This window comes from Bacillus cereus group sp. MG1 (assembly GCF_040460035.1).
Taxonomy (GTDB): domain Bacteria; phylum Bacillota; class Bacilli; order Bacillales; family Bacillaceae_G; genus Bacillus_A; species Bacillus_A cereus.
The window spans coordinates 1-19,012 of the sequence record NZ_JARVGY010000001.1; the positions used below are offsets into that span (position 1 = coordinate 1).

Consider the following 19,012-nt stretch of genomic DNA (forward strand, 5'->3'; position numbering starts at 1 on the left):
CTTTTTAATGTTTTCTCAACATCAACTGCTGATGTAGAATCACTCCACCATGATTCGCCAATATCACCATAAATCGTTATGTCCAACGAATCAGCTTTTTGCTTCTGCTTTAAATGCATGTTGGACATTCGTAGATGATTATACTGTTCATTTTTATAACGTCTCATTCTTTTCACCTCCCTCCAAAGAATCAGCTTCTTGATAGTTCTTTGTAACAAAGCGTTTATTTGCCCATTTCTTCTTCAATTGGCTCTCTACCTAGAATAGTTAAGATATCATTGATAGATAAGCCACCTATTGCAAAGGAGGCTTATCTAATGCTGTCGCTAGTTTGGTAATATCAACAACTTTAATTTTCGTTTGTATCAATCTTTAAATAGGACCGTTTCAAGAAATCCTTTTTCTTGTACATCTTACGATTAAATTCATCTTGGATTAGTTTCGCAATGGGATTAATACAAAAGGCTAAAAAAGAATCCATTTGTTTTTCAATATCTGAAACGTCACCCTTCAAAATACCTACAGGAACATGGAAGGCTATGGCAACATAATTGAAAATATCATTAATTAAGGCTGCTATATCCCTACTCGTTCCGTTACTTGAGGTACCTTTCTGACCATCGCTAAAATCCTCAAGACTATAACCATCTTGTAATTGAAATGTAGATGTTTCTTTATTTGGATCTAACCAATTTTTAAGTTGATTATCAAATAACTCATCTACTTGTTTTTGTGTTTCGTCATCTTGTGCTCTAAAAAAGTTCCCCTTTAGTAAGAACCGCTTACTGTTCTTTCGTTTGTAATAATTAATGGACGATATTAATAGTTTCCCTAAACTTTCATACATTCCATCGATTACTTGCATAATGTTTTCATCATTTAATTTAAAATATAAAACCTCAGACTCTTTATATTCTCGCCTCAAACTTAAATCACCAATAACAACATTCTTGTATTCATTTTCTTTAAATGCATAATGATCTACCGTAAATTCATCAGCAATATACAATTGGTCATTTGACATAATAACCAAACACTCATTATCATCGATTAAATGATGCACAAGACTATGCATAAATTCAGAAGCATTTTGATTTTGATTCGGTTGAACATTTAGTAGATAGTAATTTTCTCCACGAATTTCTTTTCCCTTATCAAACGTTTGTATTTCACACATTGTAAGTGCATTTGCAATCAAATCAATACAACTTTCCACTGCTAACTTCTTATAAAAATAATCTACTTTTAATTCATAATCACAACCATCTACAGTTCTAAAATTTTTACCACTCAAAAACCCTTTAAACCAATCAATTACCCCCATTTCACACCTCCTTTTAACCACCGAATACTCTAAACATTTTCTTAATTGTCTCTTTTGTAATAGGGATTCCTTCTTTTAACATTCCATCTAGAGTTAGGGCATGTATTAACGCCATAAATCCATCCGTTTTACGTAAATAAGGTTCGATTTTTTCATAACTAATATTTCCTTTTGAATCTTTATCTACATACACATTATTGGTGTACCAACGCATCATACGATCTGCACCGTATACAATGCTCTCCGTTGCAAACATTTCTTCCACTACAGGTTGTAGCTTGGTATGTGTTACCTTTCCACTACGAGCTATCTCAAGATGAAAACCTGCTTCTTCAAAGATTTGTTTAATATAATTAATCCTATATAAGTCTGAAGCGATTGATTTTATATTGTATATTTTCGCTTGTTTAATAAACCATCCTAGAATATGCTCTGGTTTATTAATGACATCATCGATAATCGTTACAAGCCCTTCATCTATCGCTACTTGAATATCAATTTTAAAGTTTTTATTCTTTAATGCTTGACGATTAATAAAAGTATGATGTTTCCAGTACCTTTTCCCTTTATATTTAAATAACAAACCTACACCAACAAAATCATTAATATCCGAGAAATCAATACCACCTACACAAGTCTGTCCTTTTAATTCCTCCAATGGAAACTCTTGATCAGTAGCTTTTATTTGCTCCCAACTTGCTACAGAGAACATCGTTTCTTCTTGTGGTAAATTCATACGTTTTGTCATGAATTCAATCCGTGCGGAAGGTCTCGTTTGCATGTTCTCATATTCTGTTTCCATCTCTTGCTTCAAATGAGGAAAATAAGGTAATGAAGGGTTTGCCTTCTCCCACATTTCAAAATCATCCACTTCACTTTCATCATCTAATTTACAGAGAAACGGAAACATGCGTGAATTAGGGAGTTCCTCATTCAATACTTGCCTAGCCACATCTTTAAAATCATCGAGTACACCGCCACGCACATCTCCATCTGTAGTTAAATAAAAACGGCGTGGATGTTGTACCTTCCCTAATGCTGATGTAAATACTTTGATGTTGTCATAACTTTCGTAGGCATGAATTTCATCAAAAATAACAACCCCAGGACGTAAACCATCTTTTGTCTTAGCGTTGTTCGTATAATATTTAATTTTCGATTTTGTTTTCTTGTATACTATTTTTTCTAACGTCCATTTAAAGAATTTCTTCATTCTCTTTTTGTACTCTTCTAATACATCATGAACATCCATAAACGACGTTAAAGCTTGCTCTTTTGAAGTAGCTACAATATCAACGTTATATCCTCGAATCCCTTGTTTGCTAACTAAGTAGAAAGCAAGCGCTGCAATGAATCCATTTTTCCCAGCACCACGGCCCATCAAAATTAAAAACTCATTAAACACAAGCGTTCCGTCATCATAAAACAAACCTACACAGCAAGCCAAAATAAAATCTTGATGTGGTAATAATTCAAACGGAAAATACCTTTCAATAAATTCTTTTGCTTTTGTAATTTCATCATGATTGATAACGATGTTGTTTTGGCTGAGTTTCTTCTTTAGAAGTCCCATTAATAGTTTGACTTCTTTCGATGACTTCACCCGGCCGCTTTCGACCATATTTATATAGTTATCAATATAGGGGTGATACTTATAATTCGTCATCGTCATCACCTGTATTTGGATTTTGCAAATTCATCTTTTTAATTAACTCTGTCATACTACGAATAGTTTCCCGGTATTCCTTTCCGGCTGGATTAGGTTTAATTCCTTTTTGCCCTCCACCGTTATCCCATGTAACCATACGTTCTTTCTTCCATTCTCTTTCCAATGCTTTTGATGCATCCCACAATGCCATGTATTTATCGACCAAATCAATGTACACCGCACTGTCCATTTCTTCATTTTCCAATTGTTGTAATAAATCTTGTTTAACTTGCATCTTTTTAGAGAGTTTTCGCAACTATACCCCCCCTTTACTTAAAAAAATAAAAAATATATTTTCTCACCACCTCCCCCCGTTGATCGGTCCTCCTACTAAAAGCCAAACTTTTTGACCGGGGGGTGTTTAAGAAACCAATTCAAAGTAAGCTTCAATAAAATCCAAAATAAAAAAGACTTCTTCGCTAGAAATCTTTAGGATGTCTGTCGTAAATATTAAATTCTCTTCTTCTTGTAATCTTTCTCTAACAACAGTAAGTTTAAGTCGTTTACACTTTCTTGAGTTCACACAGTCTCTTATTTGGCAGTAACGCCAGTAAGAATACTTTCGGAACTGATTAAGCATATCGCGTTCATATGACGTACGCTCGTCCTTCTCAGCGTATTGAATCATCATGTCAGTATCAAATGTCCAACTACCATCAACAATAATCATAGCTACCACCGTTCCTCATTCATGAACTTAGGTACCTTCTTATCAACCTTATCTAATCGATCATGCACTTCATTGTGACATCGAATACATAAGCATTGTAGGTTATCTAAATCCATTGCTAAATGTGGATGTGTCTTCACTTCTTTAAGATGATGCACATTCTCAGCAGGTTTGTATTTACCTTTCGACTTACACATCTGACACTCATGATTATCACGCTGTAAAGCCTTGAGTCTTAGTGCTCTCCATTCTTTAGACTTATAGAACTTCATAAGCTTACCTTCTCTTATGAGCTTAATATAGTCCATCGTTAACACACCGTCCTTGCTCTTATGCATCTAGGCTTACGATCTAACACTTGAGACTTCAGAACCTTTACCACAACAGTATAAGGAAAACTAATACGTTCTTTATATTCCAGTTCTTCTTCATACACTAAAGCTTCTTTGATTAGATCATTAAATTCTTTGGCCTGTTCACTCATAATAGTAAAAGCCTCATGGATTACCTCAAATACTTCTCTTAATGTTACACTACAAACAATTACACCTTTCATCTCTTCACCTCTTCTTTAACTTCCTCCAAAAAAATATATCTTCTTTGAATGTATAAACTACAATTAAAGAAAGTGTTGGACTTTTAATGATGCCGAATTTATGTAGAAAGTATGAGAGCAATCCATTTTTATAATATCTCTTAGCCCACCTAACTTGAGCAATCCATATTCCTAATAAATCCTTCACTTACTCACCCCTTATCTTTCTGTATAAGCACTCGTTCAACATCACACGAGCAGATGTTCATGTTCTTCTTGTAATAGTTATTGATCATGAATTGCAGCATGTCTATTTGATTCTCTGTTAATGGCTTACCATTACATTTCGTTCTTCCACTAAGTTTCAGGTACTTTCCTAACTTAAACACATCTACAAAAGCACCGTTACATTTCGGGCAAACAGTTACTTCTTGATATTCATCTTCTCGTGCTTGATATGTTTTAATTTGATAGTCACAAGCTAAACAGCATCTAGAAACATAACACATCTATCCTCACCCCTTATCTTTCCCTAACAGATCATCCAACAACTTATTGATTACACTTGCTATAGCTTCTTCTTTCTCTTCAAATGTCGCGCTCTCTTGTAATTCGTCTAACACTTTGATTACATCTGGCAATCGCTCTAATCCAACATACTGTTTTATCTTCTTTTTACTACGAAGAGCGCGAAGGATTATGCCGATGATTATTGTTTTTTCCAGTTTATTAAAGTCTATTTGCATTTACATTCACTCTCTCAAGCATCGTTTCATGAATTCCTTTAGCTAACTTTTCCGCATCTACTTCTTGAGGTTTCTTCAGTAACTCTTCAATGCCTTTTGTTAATAGATACTGTTCCGTTTCCTTCGACAAAACAATATCCGAAGGAAGTTTATTTGTTGTTATAACATCAATCAGAAAATCTTCTACCATACTCTGACCATCACAAAGGAACATTCCTGCCATCAACTTAATGTCATGCGTCTTGTTTCTTATTAAATAAGAAAGCTGTTCAAGTTCTTTATAAATCTCTTTCTTTTTATTATTGATAATTGTTTGTTCTATCGTTCCTAATTTCTCTTCCTGCTTTTCTAGTGGCGCAAATTTCATTGGTCTTGTTGGGCCTCCACATCTAACACAACTTAATCCATCGGTATGCTTTGCAAGAATAACCGTTTTGCAATTTTCATCCATACATTCAATCATTGTTTTAAATTTCATCACTTATCCTCCTCCATAATCAAATGTTCCAGTCCTTGAACTGCTTTATCATCTAAACGAATATCCATCAATCCCAAAATCTTAATTACGTCTTCTAACGATTTGATTTTACTCGCATCAATCTTATGAGGATATCTCGGTCTAAGATAAATACTACCTTTCTTTTTCTGTGTTAATTCCTGTTCATCCATATTTCATCCCCCTCCAAAATAAAAAGCACCCAAATGGATGCTTTTCTCTCAATTATTAATTTATATTTAGATTGTGGTACGTGAAGTTTTATTCTTTTTCCAATTACCTAATGTTGCTACACACATCTGCGCGAACATTATTAGGTAACTGGAAGAAGAGCAAAAGCTCTCCTTATTAACGGTGACATTCAATCAGTACCATCTGCTGGTTTCGGATTTTATGTGCCGTCATTATGAAGCCGTTTAGAAATTTAGAAACAACATAGTGAGTTGTGTTTTCCGCCACTTCTCACAATACAAATATATCATGTTAAAAACCAAAACGTGTCCGCAAATCGTTCGCAAATAGTCCGCAGATAGTTCACGAATAGTTCGCGTTTTTGATTTATGTATTTTTTCACATCGTTTTTCAGCCTCTTTCCGCATAGTTTTGAATAAATATGTTCTTTAATCTTAGAAAATGAATTAGCTATAACCTGGATTGTGTTAAATTCACCTATTCCGTTTAACCTTAGATATACCAATCTCTTTCGCATTTTATAAAAATGAATTTGACACTTTCAGTTTAAAGCTAATTCAATAAGTGTTAAAAAAATAAAGGAGCTAGATTCTAAACTTCCTTTGATAATCATTTAATGTATCTTGCTCCATTCCAATGTATCTCAATGTTTCTTTCTGATCTGTATGATTTAACATCTTTTGCAAAGCAACTACATCCTTAAATTGTTTGTAATGATGATACCCATATGTTTTTCTGAGTGAATGAGTTCCTATACGTTCTAACCCAAACTCTTCTGCTGCTTGATTTAATATTACATAAGCCATAGCACGAGTAATCGGTTTATTCTTTCCATTCCTGCTCTTAATCAAATATTCGTTCTTCGGCTTTCCTTCTGTATAATTTCTGATAGCTCTCTTCAATTCTGAAGGCATCTTCACGTCTTTAATTTTCTTCGTTTTCTTTTCACGGATTACAATATTCCATCCCTCTACATCACGAACACGTAAACGTAATATATCCGATATTCTGAACCCTGTATTAATACCAAGAAGAAACAAAATGTAGTTCCTCTCATTCTGTTTCTTATAAAACTCTTTTATCTCTTGTATTATTTCTTTATCGCGAATCGGTTGTACAATGTTCATACTACTTCTACCTCTTCATTTTGCGCCTTTTGTTTAAATACTTCTTTTCGCAAACTAAAAGCTAAACGTAATAAAGCTTTGCCTTTCACTTTATAATACGTGGTTCTACCTAACTTCACTTCATCCATTATGTCTGGATCGTAACCCTTTTCTTCCTCCATATAATACATATGAATTATTTGTCTTTCTCTTTTTGGCAGCCTGTTAACAGCTCTATGAACCCAATTCATAAATTTATCTCTAGCCATCTCATATTGTATTCTTTCAATTGCTATGTTTTCAGTAGAACTATTAAACTCATTCGTTACAGATGGAGGAACAATTGAATACGATGCGGTTACTTTAGGTAAAATGTCACTTGGCATTTGAGATAAATACATACGATACTCCTCAAATACTTTTTCAACTTCATTTTTTGTCTCTTCTTCATCTAAAACAGGCATTTTAAATGTTAATTGTTTATTCATATTAAATTCCTCCATTGTTATTATTTTTGTCTTAATGCTCCACGTCTTCGTTCATAACGTGGTCCGCGAATTCCCATTAATTCTTCAATGTCACGAGTACTTAATTTCTCTATTTGTTTTTTCTTATTTTTCTTCTTAGTTTGTTTTGTTTGCTTTTTCCACTCGCGTAGCTGATCTCTTAACACCTTCATTTCCCCATCTCCCTTTTCAAAATAAAAAGGACACCTATTCCTAAAACAGTTATACTTGCTGTTTTAGTGAATTGGCGTCCTCTAGTTTTCTAGCCGGACTGTATTCATTTGTAATCTCGAATTTTGTCTAAAGTTTGTGTTTTTTATTCGTTTAGCTGCTACATCTGTCCTGTTATAATAAATGTAACATTGCCATTCGAAAAAAGTGACTTGTCCCCAATACAAGTTGCTTTTTTCTTTTTATTTTCAAAGGATTATTTTATTCAAAAACACATTCTAAATGTTCGTTGTATTCTTCGGTTAATTCCCATTCAGAATCATGTACCATGCTATTGCATACAATAACGCCATATTCAATATCTAACTCGTCTGTTAAATAACCATAATGTTCCCCATCGAAGAAAATAGCTATGATTCTATCGTTACATGAAAACTCTTCTTGAAATTCTCTTTTTGCTACTTGCTTCGGTTTTAATGTATTAAATAACTCATGATATTTCATTTCTTTCTACCCCCTGCATAAAACTCAACATCCCGTCAATAATATATATATATCTAGAATTACATCCCTGATTGGAGCAGTTAGCTTTTGCTAGCTGCTCTTTTATTTATTCCTGAATAAAAATTTAGATTTTACAAATACTATAATCAGCCTACACATATATGTAGGAGACCCCATGAATGGAGCAATTAGCTTTTGCTAGTTGCTCTTTTATTTCTTTCCTGCTCTTGCCTCTTAAAGAATTCTTTAACTGCGCTTTCCCAATAAGTACACATATCTATTTCCCCCTTGAATAAATCCATAGACCTTGTCCATACTATAAATACACTTGAGTTCTGAACTTCCTTCTTAATGCTTTTCTGGAGAGCAGTTAGCTTTTGCTAGCTGCTCTTTTTTGTACAAACAACTTTCATTACAAAAGTGCATATATTATTTTGAGAATGCCGTATTTCTTCAAAAGCATAAATTCACTTCGGGAAAGAGCACTGTTCGAAGGTGCTTTTTCTTATGAACTTTTTCAACAAAATGAAATTTTTGTTTAGTTTTTAGATTTATATTCTTTATGTAAATCAGCTAACGCATGGAATGTATTGTTTTGAATTAGCCTTAAAATTTCAAATGATTCATGTGGTGTTAGTCCCTCTTCTTCAACTAATCTCGCTAAACCAGTTATTATTAATTGCTGACCAAAACTATTTTGATTAAATTCAACTTTATTCATTTTCCATTCCCCTTTTCTATTAAAATGAAGTTTTTATATTAATTACTTTCTTTCCTCATAATCCAATTCAACTTCATAAGTACCTGGTCCAAAATTCCTATTTGATTATTCACACCGTCACGATATTCTTCACTATGAATTCTCGAAAAGCCATTTTGGATCCGTTTTAAACCTGATTTTCTACGTTCTAAATCAGTAATAAGCTGTTTAATTTCTTCAGATTTCAAACCGCACATCCTTTTCTAATAAAATAGCGTTTTTGTTGAATTTTTATTGAGTTTACATTGACCTTTTGTTGATTTTTTCTTCACATTTAAAAGAAACAAACATATGGATATTGTATGTAGTCTCTGCGCTCATAGAGATCTACCTTTCTTATTAAAGAGCATGCTTATATGTGTGCTCCTTTTCGCTTATTATGAAATATCGTTTGGGTTAAAACTCCAACTCGTATCGTTTCTTTAATGACAGGCTCCATAAATTCACATAAGGAATACAATATTAAAAATTTACTCATGAAAATCTGATTACAACTTTTGGGATTTTTCTGTTTCATGAGACATTCATCTACCTTATTGAGAGCACATATACAAGTGTGCTCTTTTTATTAATAAAACTAATTCAAATAACTATTTTGTATTGTCTGCTTTAATCTTTTGTTTAGTCCACTCTACAACTACTCTTCTAGATTGAAACCAGTGTACATTACACGTAGAACAAATATATTTAGTGCAAGTTTCAACATAATTAACCGTCTCTAACTTATTCCCACAATTTAAACAGTGTTGGGCCAATGTATTCATCTCCTTTTCTCTCAAATAACGCTTTTAATAAAAATTAGTTGAAACAACAACTGTCGGCTCTACAGATACTTTTATTAACTTTCTATAGTATCTTTCTCCATTGATTTCAATCGATGTTTTTCTTGCTCCCTTATATAGCGTGTCTAAACGCTTAAAATCACTTTCAGAAATTAACTTCCAAACAAACACATCATCCATCGATTCTTCAACATTTCTAGTATCATAACGCTCCCATTGCCAAAACATTTCCGATAGCCAATCATCTAAGTCAGAATGCGTTGTAAAAATGTACGCTTCATCACCGCAGTCGTCTTCTCTGAATACAAAATAGTACTCCGTTAATATGCTAGTGCCTTTTCCTTCTCTTTGAACGAACTCTTTAAAAGCTTCCCAATTACTTTTCAATCCGCCCCAATCTAAACTTCTCACCATTCTATTCCCCTCCGTTTTTGTACAAAATTCAAATTTTATACCATTTAATTTACTTTTATTGCATTTTTTTGAATAATCATGATATTATTTATTTATAAAGTCATTACGACTTTACCCTTATACAATGAGCCATGAGCCTTCACAACTCATGGCTCTTTTCATTACAAACTTCACTTCAAATCTATACGTGCTTGACTTGCTTCTCTACTAAAACCATCTGGATATCTTTTAGCTAATTTTTCGATATTCATTTGAGCGATATCTTCTAAGGTATATCCCATTTCGTGAGACATGATCGAAATGTAGTACAAGATATCTCCCAGCTCTAAAGCGATTTTATGCGTATTCCCTTCTTCTTCTCCTGGACAATGAGCTGGATCAAATCCATGACCATGAAAAATAGCTTTTTTTACAATATCAGCAACCTCACCAGATTCTCCCGAAAGCCCTAATGCTGCATTTAAAACACGTCCACCAAAATCCTGATTTGTATTCCATGTACGTAATGCCGCTTCTTGATATTGATCTAATTCACAAATTTGATTGTTGCTCATAAAGGCTTGTCCTTCCTTTGATTTACTGATTAATTTAGTTACTTCCATAACGCTGTTTTTCATTGCTTTCATTTTGATTTCCCCTTCCTATTTAGCAAATCCCTAATCCTATCGGACGATTTTCAATTAAATACTTATCCGCTTGATCTATTACAAGAAGCGCAACTTCCGCTTGGTGTCTCCTTAACGCTTTGGCCATCTTCGGTAAGCTCATACCTTGACTCCACATTTCACGAAAACGTACTACATCTCTTTCATCCCAAATGAAGTTAGCTTCTTCTAAAGCGATGTATATTTTTAAACGTGATTCCTTCATCACTTCATGATTTCTTGCTACACTCATAAGCGAACCTACTTTCTAAAAATGATTATTTTATCTTTTCAGTAAACTTAGTATCCACACGATCAACTTTACCGTTTACCCAAACTGCAACTTGCTCACCGAATCCGCTCATTGGTGGATTGACTGCTGTAACATTTCCGTCCTTCACTATTAAAAGTTTGTTGCTGCTAACATCAATTTCTATTTTTTTCATATGTCCCTCTCCCTCGTATATTATATTTAAGCTGTAATTCAAACTTAGGTTTTCTTCCTACTATGAGACTTATAAATAATCCTTGGACGTCTCAAGATATTTCTAGATAATGGTCTTAGGATCATTTGGGACAATTCTTTCTTCTCCTGTGGATTTACCACATAAAAAGAGTGTTTCTCAGTGAACGTGCGGGACTTCCTACTCGCAGGCTGAGCAGCCTGACCCTCGAACTTAGATGTTAGTAGCTCTAGGGCGGCTTTCGATTCAGGACTAGCTCTCATACACGAGGTTGTTGATCGGCGTGCACACTAGAGATATCTCGAGACGTCCAAGCAATGATTCTAAATCGAAAGGAGGTCTCTTACATGAGATTATTTGTTGGATTAGATGTAAGTTCGTTTGATATAAAAACTTGTATTCTAAATGGTGACGGAGAAAAGCTAGACTCCTTTTCAGTCAATAATGATTTACCAGGTGCCATAGCGCTAAAAGAGCGATTATTACAGCGTATAGCCAATCAAAAAGTAGAAATTTTTAAAATCGGTTTAGAATCTACATCTGTTTATAGTTTTCATCCATCTATGTTTCTTCATTATGATAAAGAGTTACAAAGTTTTGGAGCAAAAGTATTTCTAATGAATCCAAAACAAATTACGAACTTCAAGAAAAGCTATTCTGACATGGATAAAACAGATGAGATTGATGCCTTCGTCATCGCTGACTATTTACGGTTCGGACGAAATCAAATGTCTATCGTAAAAGAAAGCCAGTACGTAGCACTACAACAATTGACAAGATCTCGTTATCAGCTCGTTAGAATGTTGACAAAGGAAAAGCAACATTTTCTACAACACCTAAGTTATAAGTGTAATACGTTCTCACAAGAGGTGGATTCTTCTATATTCGGCAACGCCATGATGGAGCTATTCCTTGAAAAACTTAGTCTAGAGGAATTAGCTGACATGCCTTTAAACGAACTCGCTGAGTTCCTACAAGCAAAAGGAAAGAATCGGTTCGGTGATCCAAAATGTGTTGCGTCAACCATTCAAAAGGCTGTTCGCTCTTCCTATCGTTTAGATAAGGTAGTGGAAGATTCAATCGATGTCCTTCTCGGAACATCAATTGCGGTCATTCGTACCTATCAACAACAAATTAAGGAAATAGAAAAGTCCATTAAGCAAATCATGGCTGGATTACCTCAAACACTTGAATCCATTCCTGGAGTGGGTCCCGTATTCGCTGCTGGTATTATCGCTGAAATTGGTCAAATCGAAAGATTTGATGATGAAACTAAGATTGCAAAATATGCCGGATTATATTGGCGCAAACATCAATCTGGTCGTTTCATTGCAGAAAACACTTCATTATCTCGTAATGGAAATCACTACTTACGTTATTACCTAGTTGAAGCCGCCAACTCTGTAAGAAAGTATGTATCTGATTACCAAGAATATTACGTAAAAAAATATAATGAAGTACCAAAGCATCAACACAAACGTGCACTCGTTCTAACCGCAAGAAAATTTGTGCGATTGGTGGATGCGCTACTACGCAATCACCAACTCTTTACGCCAGAAAGGTGCGTGAAAGTGTGACATAAAACCTGTCATCGCTACCTTTCAAATATTTTCCAGTAAATTACATACATTACTGGTCTAGTTTCGTAATGTCTTTTTTCAACAAAATGTCCTTTGATAACTTTGATTTCTGTTGTTTTTCCGTTGACATACTACCGCAGGTCTTTTACTATCGCATGTACTCGACAACATCAGGTTTAAATCCACTTCCTAAGTAAACCCGTACCGGAATTATTTCTTTTTTATCCCTTGCTGCCTTACACAATTCTTCAGCTGTATCCCAATTAAAAAACTTATCTACAGCTCTTTGAAATCTCCAAATCGCTATCACATATTGTTCAAAGATGTCATAACGATCATCTTGTTTAGTTGTGCGTGGTAACTCATCCGTACACTTTGCGTTTTTTGGAACTTGAACACGTACATCTGCATATGTAGTACGTCCAGTTCCTTTCTTCACATTTGCTTTCATCACGTCGAATTCGCAAATAGATGGCTCTACTTCAAAAATATTTAGTTGTTTAGGCATGTTCCATCACATTCTTTTGAAGAAGGTTCAACAGCTCACTAGCCCCTTCCTTACTCAAAACCATTCGGCCGCCTAACAATTCGATGTTGGATTCAGACACTTCGCCCGTTACAAAGCATGATTTTTCTTCTTTTCTTAAAATGATGTTTTCCCCCTCGACATGAAAGCCTATTGTTGCGCCTTCAGCAATACCCAAAGTTCTGCGTAACTCTACTGGGATTACTACACGACCTAGCTCGTCGACTTTTCTTACAATACCTGTGTTTTTCATATTTTTTCACCCTTATTAATTTTTTCGGACAACCTTATTGCTAAATTCATGTAAAATAAACATATATTTGGAAAGGAGGTAAAACTATGATGCATTTATCTATAAAAGAACGTGTTCTTCAAATCATTATCGAAAATAGGGATTTATTACATCCGGATTCTCAAAAATCATTAAATATGAAATTTTTATTATCCGACGAAAGACTCCAACACCTTTCGCCGGATACGTTAATTGAAATTGTGAATCAACTAAATCGCTCTGGTAAGATTCGATATACTGTAAAACACAATCCAGAAGAAGACAATAAAGTTGTAAATTTTGCAATTAGAGAAATTTATTAATTATAATTCTTCGTAGTTGGCGCTACGGAGAATTATTTTTCCCATTTATCCACGGACATTCCTAAATGCAACATCGCTTTTCCCATTGCATCAATGTAGTTGTTGATTGTTTTTTTTATCATTTCACAATCCTCATGTACCAACTTTTCATATTCTTCAAACGTATTTGCACACCCGTAGTTAAAAATTCTTAATTCATTAAAACAATCATTAATTGCTGGAATCGCCCTTGTATGAATGGTTTCCGTACTAAATTCTTCTCTGTTCAGATGAATCAAATTTACGACTCTTTTATTTTCTACTTTGACCTTCAATAAAGTATTGAATGCCGGTTCATTTAACTTCTCTAAACCAAGTTCTTCTCTTAAATCATTTAATGATTTCTTACCTTTTAAAAAATCCTCTTGAAACTGTTCAGCTTTCATAATTGTTGCTTTTTTCATATACTCACCCTCCAAAAGCTTGTAATCTTTGTTTCGCAATTTCCCGGCGATAACTTGTTGCTTCATTTTTTATAGTTAAACTTGTTTCAACCATACGATCATAAGAACGTTTCCCTACTTGTTCTTGTAATTCTTTTGGTCGCAAATTACTTGTGTATAATGTAGGTAATTCCTTACGATATCTACCATCAATTACATTGAATAATTTTTCTTCTACCCACTCTGTTGTTTTTTCTGCACCAATATCATCTAAAATAAGTAAGTCGCATTCCAAAAGAGCTCGCATAATTTGCGTTTCATTTTCTTTGTTATCGTTGTTAAATGTACTTCGAATACGTTGTAATAACTCTGGTACACTTTGAAATACAACAATAAATCCTTGTTTTGAAAGCTCGTTTGCAATTGCTGCTGCTAAATGAGTTTTTCCATTACCTGGTTCGCCCCAAATCATGAGCGACTCTCCGTTCCATTTCTTAAATTCATTCACATATTTTTGTGCAATTTGCCCAGCGGTTACAGACCCTTCTCTTTCTCTAAACGCTTCAAATGTCGATTTCTTAAAACGTTCACCGAGATTACTGATACTAAACAACTTATCAATCTCACGCTTTTTAGCGAAATTTTGTGCTTCCCGAATTCTTGCTTCTTCTCTAGCTACCACACATTCACAAGTAGGAAACACTTTTCGCTTTATCTTCAACTCTGGTACTTCTACAGGAACAGCAGGTATAAATGTTTTACAATCGGGACATTCATAACCTTCTTCCTTATCATCACAAGCCGATGTATTCAAAATCCTCGTCATCACCTGATTTAGAGCTTCCATGAGTCGAACCTCCTTTAATTGTTCCTTTTCTTATTTTTTTAGCATTCTGCTGTCTTTTGTATTCTTCTTCCGCTGCATTAACATCAGCTAAAGTACGAATATTTTTGTTAACCCACTGTTTTAAAATCCCTTCAGCGTAATTCCATTTCTTTTGCTGTTTCAAAGCACGCTCCATAGCTGCTTGTACAAGTTCTTCGCTTGTATCATTTACCCATTGCGAAATACTTTCAGCTATGAATGAATTTAAAATACCGAAATTATTTTCGTAGAAAGAGAAAATGCTACTACTACTTACATTCTCTGTAGTACTCTTTGTAGTAATCTCTGTATTTGTCTTTACTTTGAAGTTAGGAGACTCCTTACTTGTAAGTAACGAGGGTCTTGATTTAGAAGTAACCACCCTATTTACTTCTAAGTAACCAGGGTCTTCTTTTATTTGTTGATACATACTAGAAATTTTCCTTATTTCTGTTGGTACAGGTTCCACAAACATTACGTTATTCAAAATTTTCCCATCAGCGTTAATAGTCCTAAACTCGATTTTGACAAGTAGCATATCAGTTAATAAATCACACGCTCTCTTCACTTGTAATTTTGTAAATCCAAAAGTATCAGCCAACTGTTGATAATTTTTTTGCAACTTGTCTGCTTTAAATTTTTTCTTGTAAGTTACTTTCCCATCTATTTCATCTCGAACAACTGTAGGGCGATACCAATAAACAATTTCGCTCAATACCATAATCGCTACAATGTGAGGCTTACCATTACTAAAAGTGATGTAATTAAACCATTCATGATCTACCACATTACCTTTGAAATTTAGCCCACCAATTTCAGTTACTACGTTTGACATAAATATTTACCTCCTTGTACAAACCGCCACATATGCTTGTCCACTTTTGATAATTCGTTGAATTTCATAATGCGGATAACCAACTTTGCAATATTTTTCAATCATCTTCTTTAATTCATCATTGCTCTCTGCTAAGCCCCAGAACTTATTAGGTAATAGCACTTGATATTCAATTAAATCCATGTACTATTTCCCTACTTTCCGTGATATACTAACATCAAGTGTTTTTTCTAAAGAGACCCATTGCAGTGGGTCTTTTCCTTTTGTTCTATATCACTCCAAGCCCATTGTTTTATTGGCTCATAAGTGATGTAAAACAACCACGAACCACATGCGATTATCATTGCAAATATAGCTAACGATGTTGTATCTTCCACTAAATCACCTCCTTTTGTGCTTCAAGCCAAGCTTCTAAATCCTTTTGTAAGAAGAGTAACTTACGCCCCTCTCTAATTACTGGGAATTGCGGATGATTTGCTAATTCATACATTCTGCAAACTGCTATGTTAAGATAGGCGGCTGCTTCTTTCACTCGCATTACTTTATTTGGTTGTGATTGTTGTTGAAATGAAACTAAAGCCGCTTGAATTTCTTCACGGACAACTTCACGAACGGATTCTTTAATGATTTCATCTAACCCCATTTTGTTTAATGTACTTGTCATTTTTGTTCCTCCCTCATAATTTTTTGTCTATACACCCCATCGGATATGTAAACCCGCCAAACGCTACAACAAATACGATAATTTTTTTCGCCTTTTAACCATAGCCCTCAACTTAACTATAAGTTAAGTTGAAATCAAAAAATTTTTATTTCATCTAGTTTCACTTTAAAAAAATCAGCAATCTTTACAATTAAATCATAATAGGGACGGCGCTGACCGTTTTCTATATACCAGTAATATACTTCAGTTATACCAACTGCTTCAGCTACATCCTTATACCTATAACCTCGTTCTTCACGTAGCTGTTTTAAAGTCTTCATATGCAATTCCTCTCTTCTATTTTTGTTGTTAAACACATAATAACTTAACCTTTAGTTAAGTTCAAGTCTTTTTGAAAAATTGTTTAAAAATTTACCCTTCCAACTTAACTGATAGTTAATATATAATGTCAGTGAGGTAATATAAAATAAAATGAGCACGTTATAAAATAATATAAAATAAATTTTAGGGAGCTTGGAATATGTTTAATCATGAAAGGTTGAAATCGCTGATTGATAGAAAAGGAATTTCCCAACAACAGTTAGCTGATGCGATTGGTGTTAGCCATGTTTCGGTCTATAATTATGTTGAGGGAAAAAAGAAACCGGGTATACGTACACTGCAAAAGATAGCAAATCATTTAAAAGTTACTACTGATTACCTATTGGGAGTATCTGATTCACCACATTTAACAGCAGACCAAGATCTACAACTTACAAAAGAAGCCCAAGAAATCCTTCAAATCATTAATGATTTGCCTGAAAAACAACGCAAAAAGGCATTGGAACAGTTGGAGATGTTTGTTAATTATGAAAAAACAAAGAGAAATAACTAATAAAAATAGACTATCAAAATAAAAAGATAGTCTATTTTAAATAAATTTTTTTACTTTTACATTCTTTAAGCACATATTCAATACTTCTTCCTTGCGATTTTTTTTGAATCCTACAAGTAATAAAGCTTTCTTAATTAAGATTAAATTCTCTACATGTTTCTCATCCTTCATTAAAGCCTTCCCCTTTGCTGATATTTCTGATTTATAAGTTAATTTTAACAAAATTCTACCAAAACAAAGCTAAACTAACTCAAATTTTAATTATTGAATTTTGGCAAGTATGTGAATTCAACAAAAAAAATACGATCTTTCGATCGTATTTTCACTTTCATTTAGCCTCCTGGCTTAATATCAACTTGCATATAAGTTGTTTTGTCAATGCTACTTTTGTTTACTGTTTTATAATCATTTGCTAAACCTGTTGTTACTAGTGATAATACCATGAAAGACATCAATAGAATCTTCTTCAAAATATCCATCTCCTCGTTCTTTTTTAAAATCAATCATCCACTCAATAACCATAGATTGTTCACCACGTCTATATAACTCCTTAGCTATTAAGCTGGAAAATAAATAATTGGATTGTGTGAAAAACTCACGTAAACATTTATGTAATTCAATATTGCTTTCTTGACAAGCAGCTTTAAAGAATTTTATAAAATCTTCATTTTCTCTTTGATAAAACATTTCTTCCATTTTCATTATAAAATGCATGCTTTTAACGCGGTCACTATTCACTAATTCATAATACATTTCTGCCATTTCTAAGTTACATTTAGCCTCAACCTCTAATGGTTTCTCATTTATCATTTTAGCTTCTTTATAACTTTTCTTCAAGGAATTAATGCATTGTTCTTTATTTTCCGTCAAGTATGACATTCCTATAGTATACAAAGCATCAGAAAGCATTTTTTTACTGATATTAGCATGTTTAATGATGTATGCATAATGCCGCGCTGCTTCCAAGTTATTTAAACGTAAATATGCCGGCCCTAATACTTCAGCAATCCGATGTATATAACACTGCTTTATAAATAATTTTCTTTCACCTTTCAACTTCATTATTTGTTTTTCTGTTTCTTGCGCAACTCCTAACATCAAAACAAATTCCTTAGAAAAGTAGTAATTATAACACTTCATTATATTCATTAAAATACGCAAGTCCGAATCAGTTGGGAGACCTATTGTTTGCATTTCATCGATTAATTTATCGCCTTGTATTTCATTGGTTATATAGTTATACAGTATTTTATAAACCGATACATATTCTTTAATCGTTCCATTTTCATGTTTATATTTCCCTAGAAGTTTTTCTAAAAGTGAAATATTCCTTGTAATTGTTGCATACTCAAAGCTTTGTTTTATCGCTTCTGTTTTTTCCAATTTTAAACACCAATCCGACATAACTTTGCGTTGCTCTTCAGCGGAAGTAGTTAATATATAAGAAATTTTCAATAATTTACAAAAACCTATTATCCCTTTATTTTTAAATTTCGATATATATTGAATACTTACTCCGAGTAACTCTGCAACATCCGTAAATGTTAAGTTCTCATCGTCTTCAATCATATTACAAACTTCAATATGTAACGGTTTCACATTAATCCTCCTTCTTAATTTATTCTATAAG

The 19,012-nt window shown here is 33.7% G+C and carries 33 protein-coding genes and 1 pseudogene; 3 read left to right on the forward strand and 31 right to left on the reverse strand.

What is annotated here, in order from left to right; all coding sequences use genetic code 11:
• Window positions 1-153: 153 nt before the first annotated feature.
• From QCI79_RS00005 to QCI79_RS00100, 20 genes and pseudogenes are all read right to left on the reverse strand, one after another.
• Window positions 154-1,324 (reverse strand): annotated as a pseudogene (locus tag QCI79_RS00005) (phage portal protein).
• A 13-nt stretch (window positions 1,325-1,337) separates the two neighbouring features.
• Window positions 1,338-2,990, reverse strand: coding sequence for a terminase TerL endonuclease subunit (locus QCI79_RS00010; RefSeq protein WP_021727587.1), 1,653 nt, complete (start codon window positions 2,988-2,990; stop codon window positions 1,338-1,340).
• Window positions 2,977-3,288 carry a hypothetical protein gene (locus tag QCI79_RS00015; protein ID WP_021727588.1) on the reverse strand — a complete coding sequence of 104 codons (312 nt, stop codon included), beginning with the start codon at window positions 3,286-3,288 and terminating at the stop codon, window positions 2,977-2,979. The genes QCI79_RS00010 and QCI79_RS00015 overlap by 14 nt, the downstream gene beginning before the upstream one ends.
• Window positions 3,289-3,393: 105 nt before the next feature.
• Window positions 3,394-3,702, reverse strand: a complete 309-nt coding sequence (locus tag QCI79_RS00020; protein WP_021727589.1) for a hypothetical protein — start codon at window positions 3,700-3,702, stop codon at window positions 3,394-3,396.
• A gap of 2 nt (window positions 3,703-3,704) precedes the next feature.
• Window positions 3,705-3,974, reverse strand: coding sequence for an HNH endonuclease (locus QCI79_RS00025; RefSeq protein WP_228220125.1), 270 nt, complete (start codon window positions 3,972-3,974; stop codon window positions 3,705-3,707).
• Window positions 3,975-4,012: 38 nt separating this feature from the next.
• Window positions 4,013-4,258, reverse strand: a complete 246-nt coding sequence (locus QCI79_RS00030) for a hypothetical protein (RefSeq protein WP_021727591.1) — start codon at window positions 4,256-4,258, stop codon at window positions 4,013-4,015.
• A 191-nt stretch (window positions 4,259-4,449) separates the two neighbouring features.
• Complete coding sequence (locus QCI79_RS00035) at window positions 4,450-4,746, reverse strand: hypothetical protein (protein WP_021727593.1); 297 nt, start codon at window positions 4,744-4,746, stop codon at window positions 4,450-4,452.
• A 6-nt stretch (window positions 4,747-4,752) separates the two neighbouring features.
• Window positions 4,753-4,983, reverse strand: a complete 231-nt coding sequence (locus tag QCI79_RS00040) for a hypothetical protein (protein ID WP_021727594.1) — start codon at window positions 4,981-4,983, stop codon at window positions 4,753-4,755.
• Window positions 4,967-5,461: a hypothetical protein gene (locus QCI79_RS00045; RefSeq protein ID WP_021727595.1), complete on the reverse strand. Its 495-nt coding sequence runs from the start codon at window positions 5,459-5,461 to the stop codon at window positions 4,967-4,969. The genes QCI79_RS00040 and QCI79_RS00045 overlap by 17 nt, the downstream gene beginning before the upstream one ends.
• On the reverse strand, window positions 5,461-5,652 hold the full coding sequence (locus tag QCI79_RS00050; protein WP_021727596.1) for a hypothetical protein: 192 nt from the start codon (window positions 5,650-5,652) through the stop codon (window positions 5,461-5,463). The genes QCI79_RS00045 and QCI79_RS00050 overlap by 1 nt, the downstream gene beginning before the upstream one ends.
• Window positions 5,653-6,255: 603 nt before the next feature.
• Window positions 6,256-6,798 (reverse strand): tyrosine-type recombinase/integrase, encoded by a 543-nt coding sequence (locus QCI79_RS00055; RefSeq protein WP_021727597.1) that lies wholly within the window; start codon window positions 6,796-6,798, stop codon window positions 6,256-6,258.
• Complete coding sequence (locus QCI79_RS00060; protein ID WP_021727598.1) at window positions 6,795-7,265, reverse strand: ArpU family phage packaging/lysis transcriptional regulator; 471 nt, start codon at window positions 7,263-7,265, stop codon at window positions 6,795-6,797. The genes QCI79_RS00055 and QCI79_RS00060 overlap by 4 nt, the downstream gene beginning before the upstream one ends.
• Window positions 7,266-7,285: 20 nt before the next feature.
• Window positions 7,286-7,456 (reverse strand): hypothetical protein, encoded by a 171-nt coding sequence (locus QCI79_RS00065; protein WP_021727599.1) that lies wholly within the window; start codon window positions 7,454-7,456, stop codon window positions 7,286-7,288.
• 259 nt (window positions 7,457-7,715) lie between these two features.
• Window positions 7,716-7,958, reverse strand: coding sequence for a hypothetical protein (locus QCI79_RS00070; protein ID WP_021727600.1), 243 nt, complete (start codon window positions 7,956-7,958; stop codon window positions 7,716-7,718).
• 538 nt (window positions 7,959-8,496) lie between these two features.
• On the reverse strand, window positions 8,497-8,679 hold the full coding sequence (locus tag QCI79_RS00075) for a hypothetical protein (RefSeq protein ID WP_021727601.1): 183 nt from the start codon (window positions 8,677-8,679) through the stop codon (window positions 8,497-8,499).
• 38 nt (window positions 8,680-8,717) lie between these two features.
• Window positions 8,718-8,915: a hypothetical protein gene (locus QCI79_RS00080; RefSeq protein ID WP_021727602.1), complete on the reverse strand. Its 198-nt coding sequence runs from the start codon at window positions 8,913-8,915 to the stop codon at window positions 8,718-8,720.
• Between the two features lie 591 nt (window positions 8,916-9,506).
• Entirely contained in the window at window positions 9,507-9,914 is a 408-nt protein-coding gene (locus QCI79_RS00085; RefSeq protein ID WP_016090376.1) for a hypothetical protein, read from the reverse strand.
• A gap of 170 nt (window positions 9,915-10,084) precedes the next feature.
• Complete coding sequence (locus tag QCI79_RS00090; RefSeq protein ID WP_021728086.1) at window positions 10,085-10,540, reverse strand: nucleoside triphosphate pyrophosphohydrolase family protein; 456 nt, start codon at window positions 10,538-10,540, stop codon at window positions 10,085-10,087.
• A 19-nt stretch (window positions 10,541-10,559) separates the two neighbouring features.
• The gene (locus QCI79_RS00095) at window positions 10,560-10,811 is read right to left on the reverse strand and encodes a hypothetical protein (RefSeq protein ID WP_042991632.1); all 252 of its coding nucleotides are present in this window, start codon (window positions 10,809-10,811) and stop codon (window positions 10,560-10,562) included.
• A gap of 25 nt (window positions 10,812-10,836) precedes the next feature.
• Complete coding sequence (locus tag QCI79_RS00100; protein WP_000717826.1) at window positions 10,837-11,004, reverse strand: DUF3954 domain-containing protein; 168 nt, start codon at window positions 11,002-11,004, stop codon at window positions 10,837-10,839.
• Window positions 11,005-11,369: 365 nt separating this feature from the next.
• Here QCI79_RS00100 and QCI79_RS00105 point away from each other — a divergent pair, with 365 nt between their 5' ends.
• Window positions 11,370-12,599, forward strand: a complete 1,230-nt coding sequence (locus QCI79_RS00105; RefSeq protein WP_021728073.1) for an IS110 family RNA-guided transposase — start codon at window positions 11,370-11,372, stop codon at window positions 12,597-12,599.
• A gap of 151 nt (window positions 12,600-12,750) precedes the next feature.
• Here QCI79_RS00105 and QCI79_RS00110 read toward each other — a convergent pair whose 3' ends face one another.
• A complete protein-coding gene (locus QCI79_RS00110; RefSeq protein ID WP_048549471.1) occupies window positions 12,751-13,110 on the reverse strand; it encodes a hypothetical protein in 360 nt (119 codons plus the stop codon).
• Window positions 13,103-13,381, reverse strand: a complete 279-nt coding sequence (locus QCI79_RS00115) for an AbrB/MazE/SpoVT family DNA-binding domain-containing protein (protein ID WP_021729714.1) — start codon at window positions 13,379-13,381, stop codon at window positions 13,103-13,105. The genes QCI79_RS00110 and QCI79_RS00115 overlap by 8 nt, the downstream gene beginning before the upstream one ends.
• An 86-nt stretch (window positions 13,382-13,467) precedes the next feature.
• Here QCI79_RS00115 and QCI79_RS00120 point away from each other — a divergent pair, with 86 nt between their 5' ends.
• A complete protein-coding gene (locus QCI79_RS00120) occupies window positions 13,468-13,722 on the forward strand; it encodes a hypothetical protein (protein WP_021729715.1) in 255 nt (84 codons plus the stop codon).
• 32 nt (window positions 13,723-13,754) lie between these two features.
• Here QCI79_RS00120 and QCI79_RS00125 read toward each other — a convergent pair whose 3' ends face one another.
• The 7 genes from QCI79_RS00125 to QCI79_RS00155 form a co-directional block, all read right to left on the reverse strand.
• Entirely contained in the window at window positions 13,755-14,165 is a 411-nt protein-coding gene (locus QCI79_RS00125; RefSeq protein WP_021729716.1) for a hypothetical protein, read from the reverse strand.
• A 4-nt stretch (window positions 14,166-14,169) separates the two neighbouring features.
• Window positions 14,170-14,991: an ATP-binding protein gene (locus QCI79_RS00130; RefSeq protein WP_023901538.1), complete on the reverse strand. Its 822-nt coding sequence runs from the start codon at window positions 14,989-14,991 to the stop codon at window positions 14,170-14,172.
• Window positions 14,939-15,844: a DnaD domain-containing protein gene (locus QCI79_RS00135; protein WP_021729718.1), complete on the reverse strand. Its 906-nt coding sequence runs from the start codon at window positions 15,842-15,844 to the stop codon at window positions 14,939-14,941. Before QCI79_RS00135 ends, QCI79_RS00130 begins: the two co-directional genes overlap by 53 nt.
• Window positions 15,845-15,850: 6 nt before the next feature.
• Window positions 15,851-16,027: a hypothetical protein gene (locus QCI79_RS00140; protein ID WP_021729719.1), complete on the reverse strand. Its 177-nt coding sequence runs from the start codon at window positions 16,025-16,027 to the stop codon at window positions 15,851-15,853.
• A 47-nt stretch (window positions 16,028-16,074) separates the two neighbouring features.
• On the reverse strand, window positions 16,075-16,221 hold the full coding sequence (locus QCI79_RS00145) for a hypothetical protein (RefSeq protein ID WP_021729720.1): 147 nt from the start codon (window positions 16,219-16,221) through the stop codon (window positions 16,075-16,077).
• Window positions 16,221-16,487 (reverse strand): helix-turn-helix domain-containing protein, encoded by a 267-nt coding sequence (locus QCI79_RS00150; RefSeq protein WP_021729721.1) that lies wholly within the window; start codon window positions 16,485-16,487, stop codon window positions 16,221-16,223. The genes QCI79_RS00145 and QCI79_RS00150 overlap by 1 nt, the downstream gene beginning before the upstream one ends.
• Window positions 16,488-16,642: 155 nt before the next feature.
• Window positions 16,643-16,828, reverse strand: a complete 186-nt coding sequence (locus QCI79_RS00155) for a helix-turn-helix domain-containing protein (protein ID WP_000854265.1) — start codon at window positions 16,826-16,828, stop codon at window positions 16,643-16,645.
• A gap of 200 nt (window positions 16,829-17,028) precedes the next feature.
• On the opposite strand from QCI79_RS00155, the gene QCI79_RS00160 reads away from it, so the two are divergent.
• Window positions 17,029-17,382: a helix-turn-helix domain-containing protein gene (locus tag QCI79_RS00160; RefSeq protein ID WP_000481768.1), complete on the forward strand. Its 354-nt coding sequence runs from the start codon at window positions 17,029-17,031 to the stop codon at window positions 17,380-17,382.
• 36 nt (window positions 17,383-17,418) lie between these two features.
• Here the strand turns inward: QCI79_RS00160 and QCI79_RS00165 are convergent, their stop codons facing one another.
• Window positions 17,419-17,553: a hypothetical protein gene (locus QCI79_RS00165; protein ID WP_021729722.1), complete on the reverse strand. Its 135-nt coding sequence runs from the start codon at window positions 17,551-17,553 to the stop codon at window positions 17,419-17,421.
• 234 nt (window positions 17,554-17,787) lie between these two features.
• Window positions 17,788-18,981, reverse strand: coding sequence for an AimR family lysis-lysogeny pheromone receptor (locus QCI79_RS00170; RefSeq protein ID WP_021729724.1), 1,194 nt, complete (start codon window positions 18,979-18,981; stop codon window positions 17,788-17,790).
• Window positions 18,982-19,012 lie beyond the last annotated feature (31 nt).

Bases quoted from the DNA above. Each gene is read 5' to 3' on its own strand.
- QCI79_RS00010 (WP_021727587.1), bottom strand. From the start codon at position 2,990: ATGACGAATTATAAGTATCACCCCTATATTGATAACTATATAAATATG.
- QCI79_RS00020 (WP_021727589.1), bottom strand. From the start codon at position 3,702: ATGATTATTGTTGATGGTAGTTGGACATTTGATACTGACATGATGATT.
- QCI79_RS00025 (WP_228220125.1), bottom strand. From the start codon at position 3,974: ATGAAGTTCTATAAGTCTAAAGAATGGAGAGCACTAAGACTCAAGGCT.
- QCI79_RS00030 (WP_021727591.1), bottom strand. From the start codon at position 4,258: ATGAAAGGTGTAATTGTTTGTAGTGTAACATTAAGAGAAGTATTTGAG.
- QCI79_RS00035 (WP_021727593.1), bottom strand. From the start codon at position 4,746: ATGTGTTATGTTTCTAGATGCTGTTTAGCTTGTGACTATCAAATTAAA.
- QCI79_RS00040 (WP_021727594.1), bottom strand. From the start codon at position 4,983: ATGCAAATAGACTTTAATAAACTGGAAAAAACAATAATCATCGGCATA.
- QCI79_RS00045 (WP_021727595.1), bottom strand. From the start codon at position 5,461: ATGAAATTTAAAACAATGATTGAATGTATGGATGAAAATTGCAAAACG.
- QCI79_RS00050 (WP_021727596.1), bottom strand. From the start codon at position 5,652: ATGGATGAACAGGAATTAACACAGAAAAAGAAAGGTAGTATTTATCTT.
- QCI79_RS00055 (WP_021727597.1), bottom strand. From the start codon at position 6,798: ATGAACATTGTACAACCGATTCGCGATAAAGAAATAATACAAGAGATA.
- QCI79_RS00060 (WP_021727598.1), bottom strand. From the start codon at position 7,265: ATGAATAAACAATTAACATTTAAAATGCCTGTTTTAGATGAAGAAGAG.
- QCI79_RS00065 (WP_021727599.1), bottom strand. From the start codon at position 7,456: ATGAAGGTGTTAAGAGATCAGCTACGCGAGTGGAAAAAGCAAACAAAA.
- QCI79_RS00070 (WP_021727600.1), bottom strand. From the start codon at position 7,958: ATGAAATATCATGAGTTATTTAATACATTAAAACCGAAGCAAGTAGCA.
- QCI79_RS00075 (WP_021727601.1), bottom strand. From the start codon at position 8,679: ATGAATAAAGTTGAATTTAATCAAAATAGTTTTGGTCAGCAATTAATA.
- QCI79_RS00080 (WP_021727602.1), bottom strand. From the start codon at position 8,915: ATGTGCGGTTTGAAATCTGAAGAAATTAAACAGCTTATTACTGATTTA.
- QCI79_RS00085 (WP_016090376.1), bottom strand. From the start codon at position 9,914: ATGGTGAGAAGTTTAGATTGGGGCGGATTGAAAAGTAATTGGGAAGCT.
- QCI79_RS00090 (WP_021728086.1), bottom strand. From the start codon at position 10,540: ATGAAAGCAATGAAAAACAGCGTTATGGAAGTAACTAAATTAATCAGT.
- QCI79_RS00095 (WP_042991632.1), bottom strand. From the start codon at position 10,811: ATGAGTGTAGCAAGAAATCATGAAGTGATGAAGGAATCACGTTTAAAA.
- QCI79_RS00100 (WP_000717826.1), bottom strand. From the start codon at position 11,004: ATGAAAAAAATAGAAATTGATGTTAGCAGCAACAAACTTTTAATAGTG.
- QCI79_RS00105 (WP_021728073.1), top strand. From the start codon at position 11,370: ATGAGATTATTTGTTGGATTAGATGTAAGTTCGTTTGATATAAAAACT.
- QCI79_RS00110 (WP_048549471.1), bottom strand. From the start codon at position 13,110: ATGCCTAAACAACTAAATATTTTTGAAGTAGAGCCATCTATTTGCGAA.
- QCI79_RS00115 (WP_021729714.1), bottom strand. From the start codon at position 13,381: ATGAAAAACACAGGTATTGTAAGAAAAGTCGACGAGCTAGGTCGTGTA.
- QCI79_RS00120 (WP_021729715.1), top strand. From the start codon at position 13,468: ATGATGCATTTATCTATAAAAGAACGTGTTCTTCAAATCATTATCGAA.
- QCI79_RS00125 (WP_021729716.1), bottom strand. From the start codon at position 14,165: ATGAAAAAAGCAACAATTATGAAAGCTGAACAGTTTCAAGAGGATTTT.
- QCI79_RS00130 (WP_023901538.1), bottom strand. From the start codon at position 14,991: ATGGAAGCTCTAAATCAGGTGATGACGAGGATTTTGAATACATCGGCT.
- QCI79_RS00135 (WP_021729718.1), bottom strand. From the start codon at position 15,844: ATGTCAAACGTAGTAACTGAAATTGGTGGGCTAAATTTCAAAGGTAAT.
- QCI79_RS00140 (WP_021729719.1), bottom strand. From the start codon at position 16,027: ATGGATTTAATTGAATATCAAGTGCTATTACCTAATAAGTTCTGGGGC.
- QCI79_RS00150 (WP_021729721.1), bottom strand. From the start codon at position 16,487: ATGGGGTTAGATGAAATCATTAAAGAATCCGTTCGTGAAGTTGTCCGT.
- QCI79_RS00155 (WP_000854265.1), bottom strand. From the start codon at position 16,828: ATGAAGACTTTAAAACAGCTACGTGAAGAACGAGGTTATAGGTATAAG.
- QCI79_RS00160 (WP_000481768.1), top strand. From the start codon at position 17,029: ATGTTTAATCATGAAAGGTTGAAATCGCTGATTGATAGAAAAGGAATT.
- QCI79_RS00165 (WP_021729722.1), bottom strand. From the start codon at position 17,553: ATGAAGGATGAGAAACATGTAGAGAATTTAATCTTAATTAAGAAAGCT.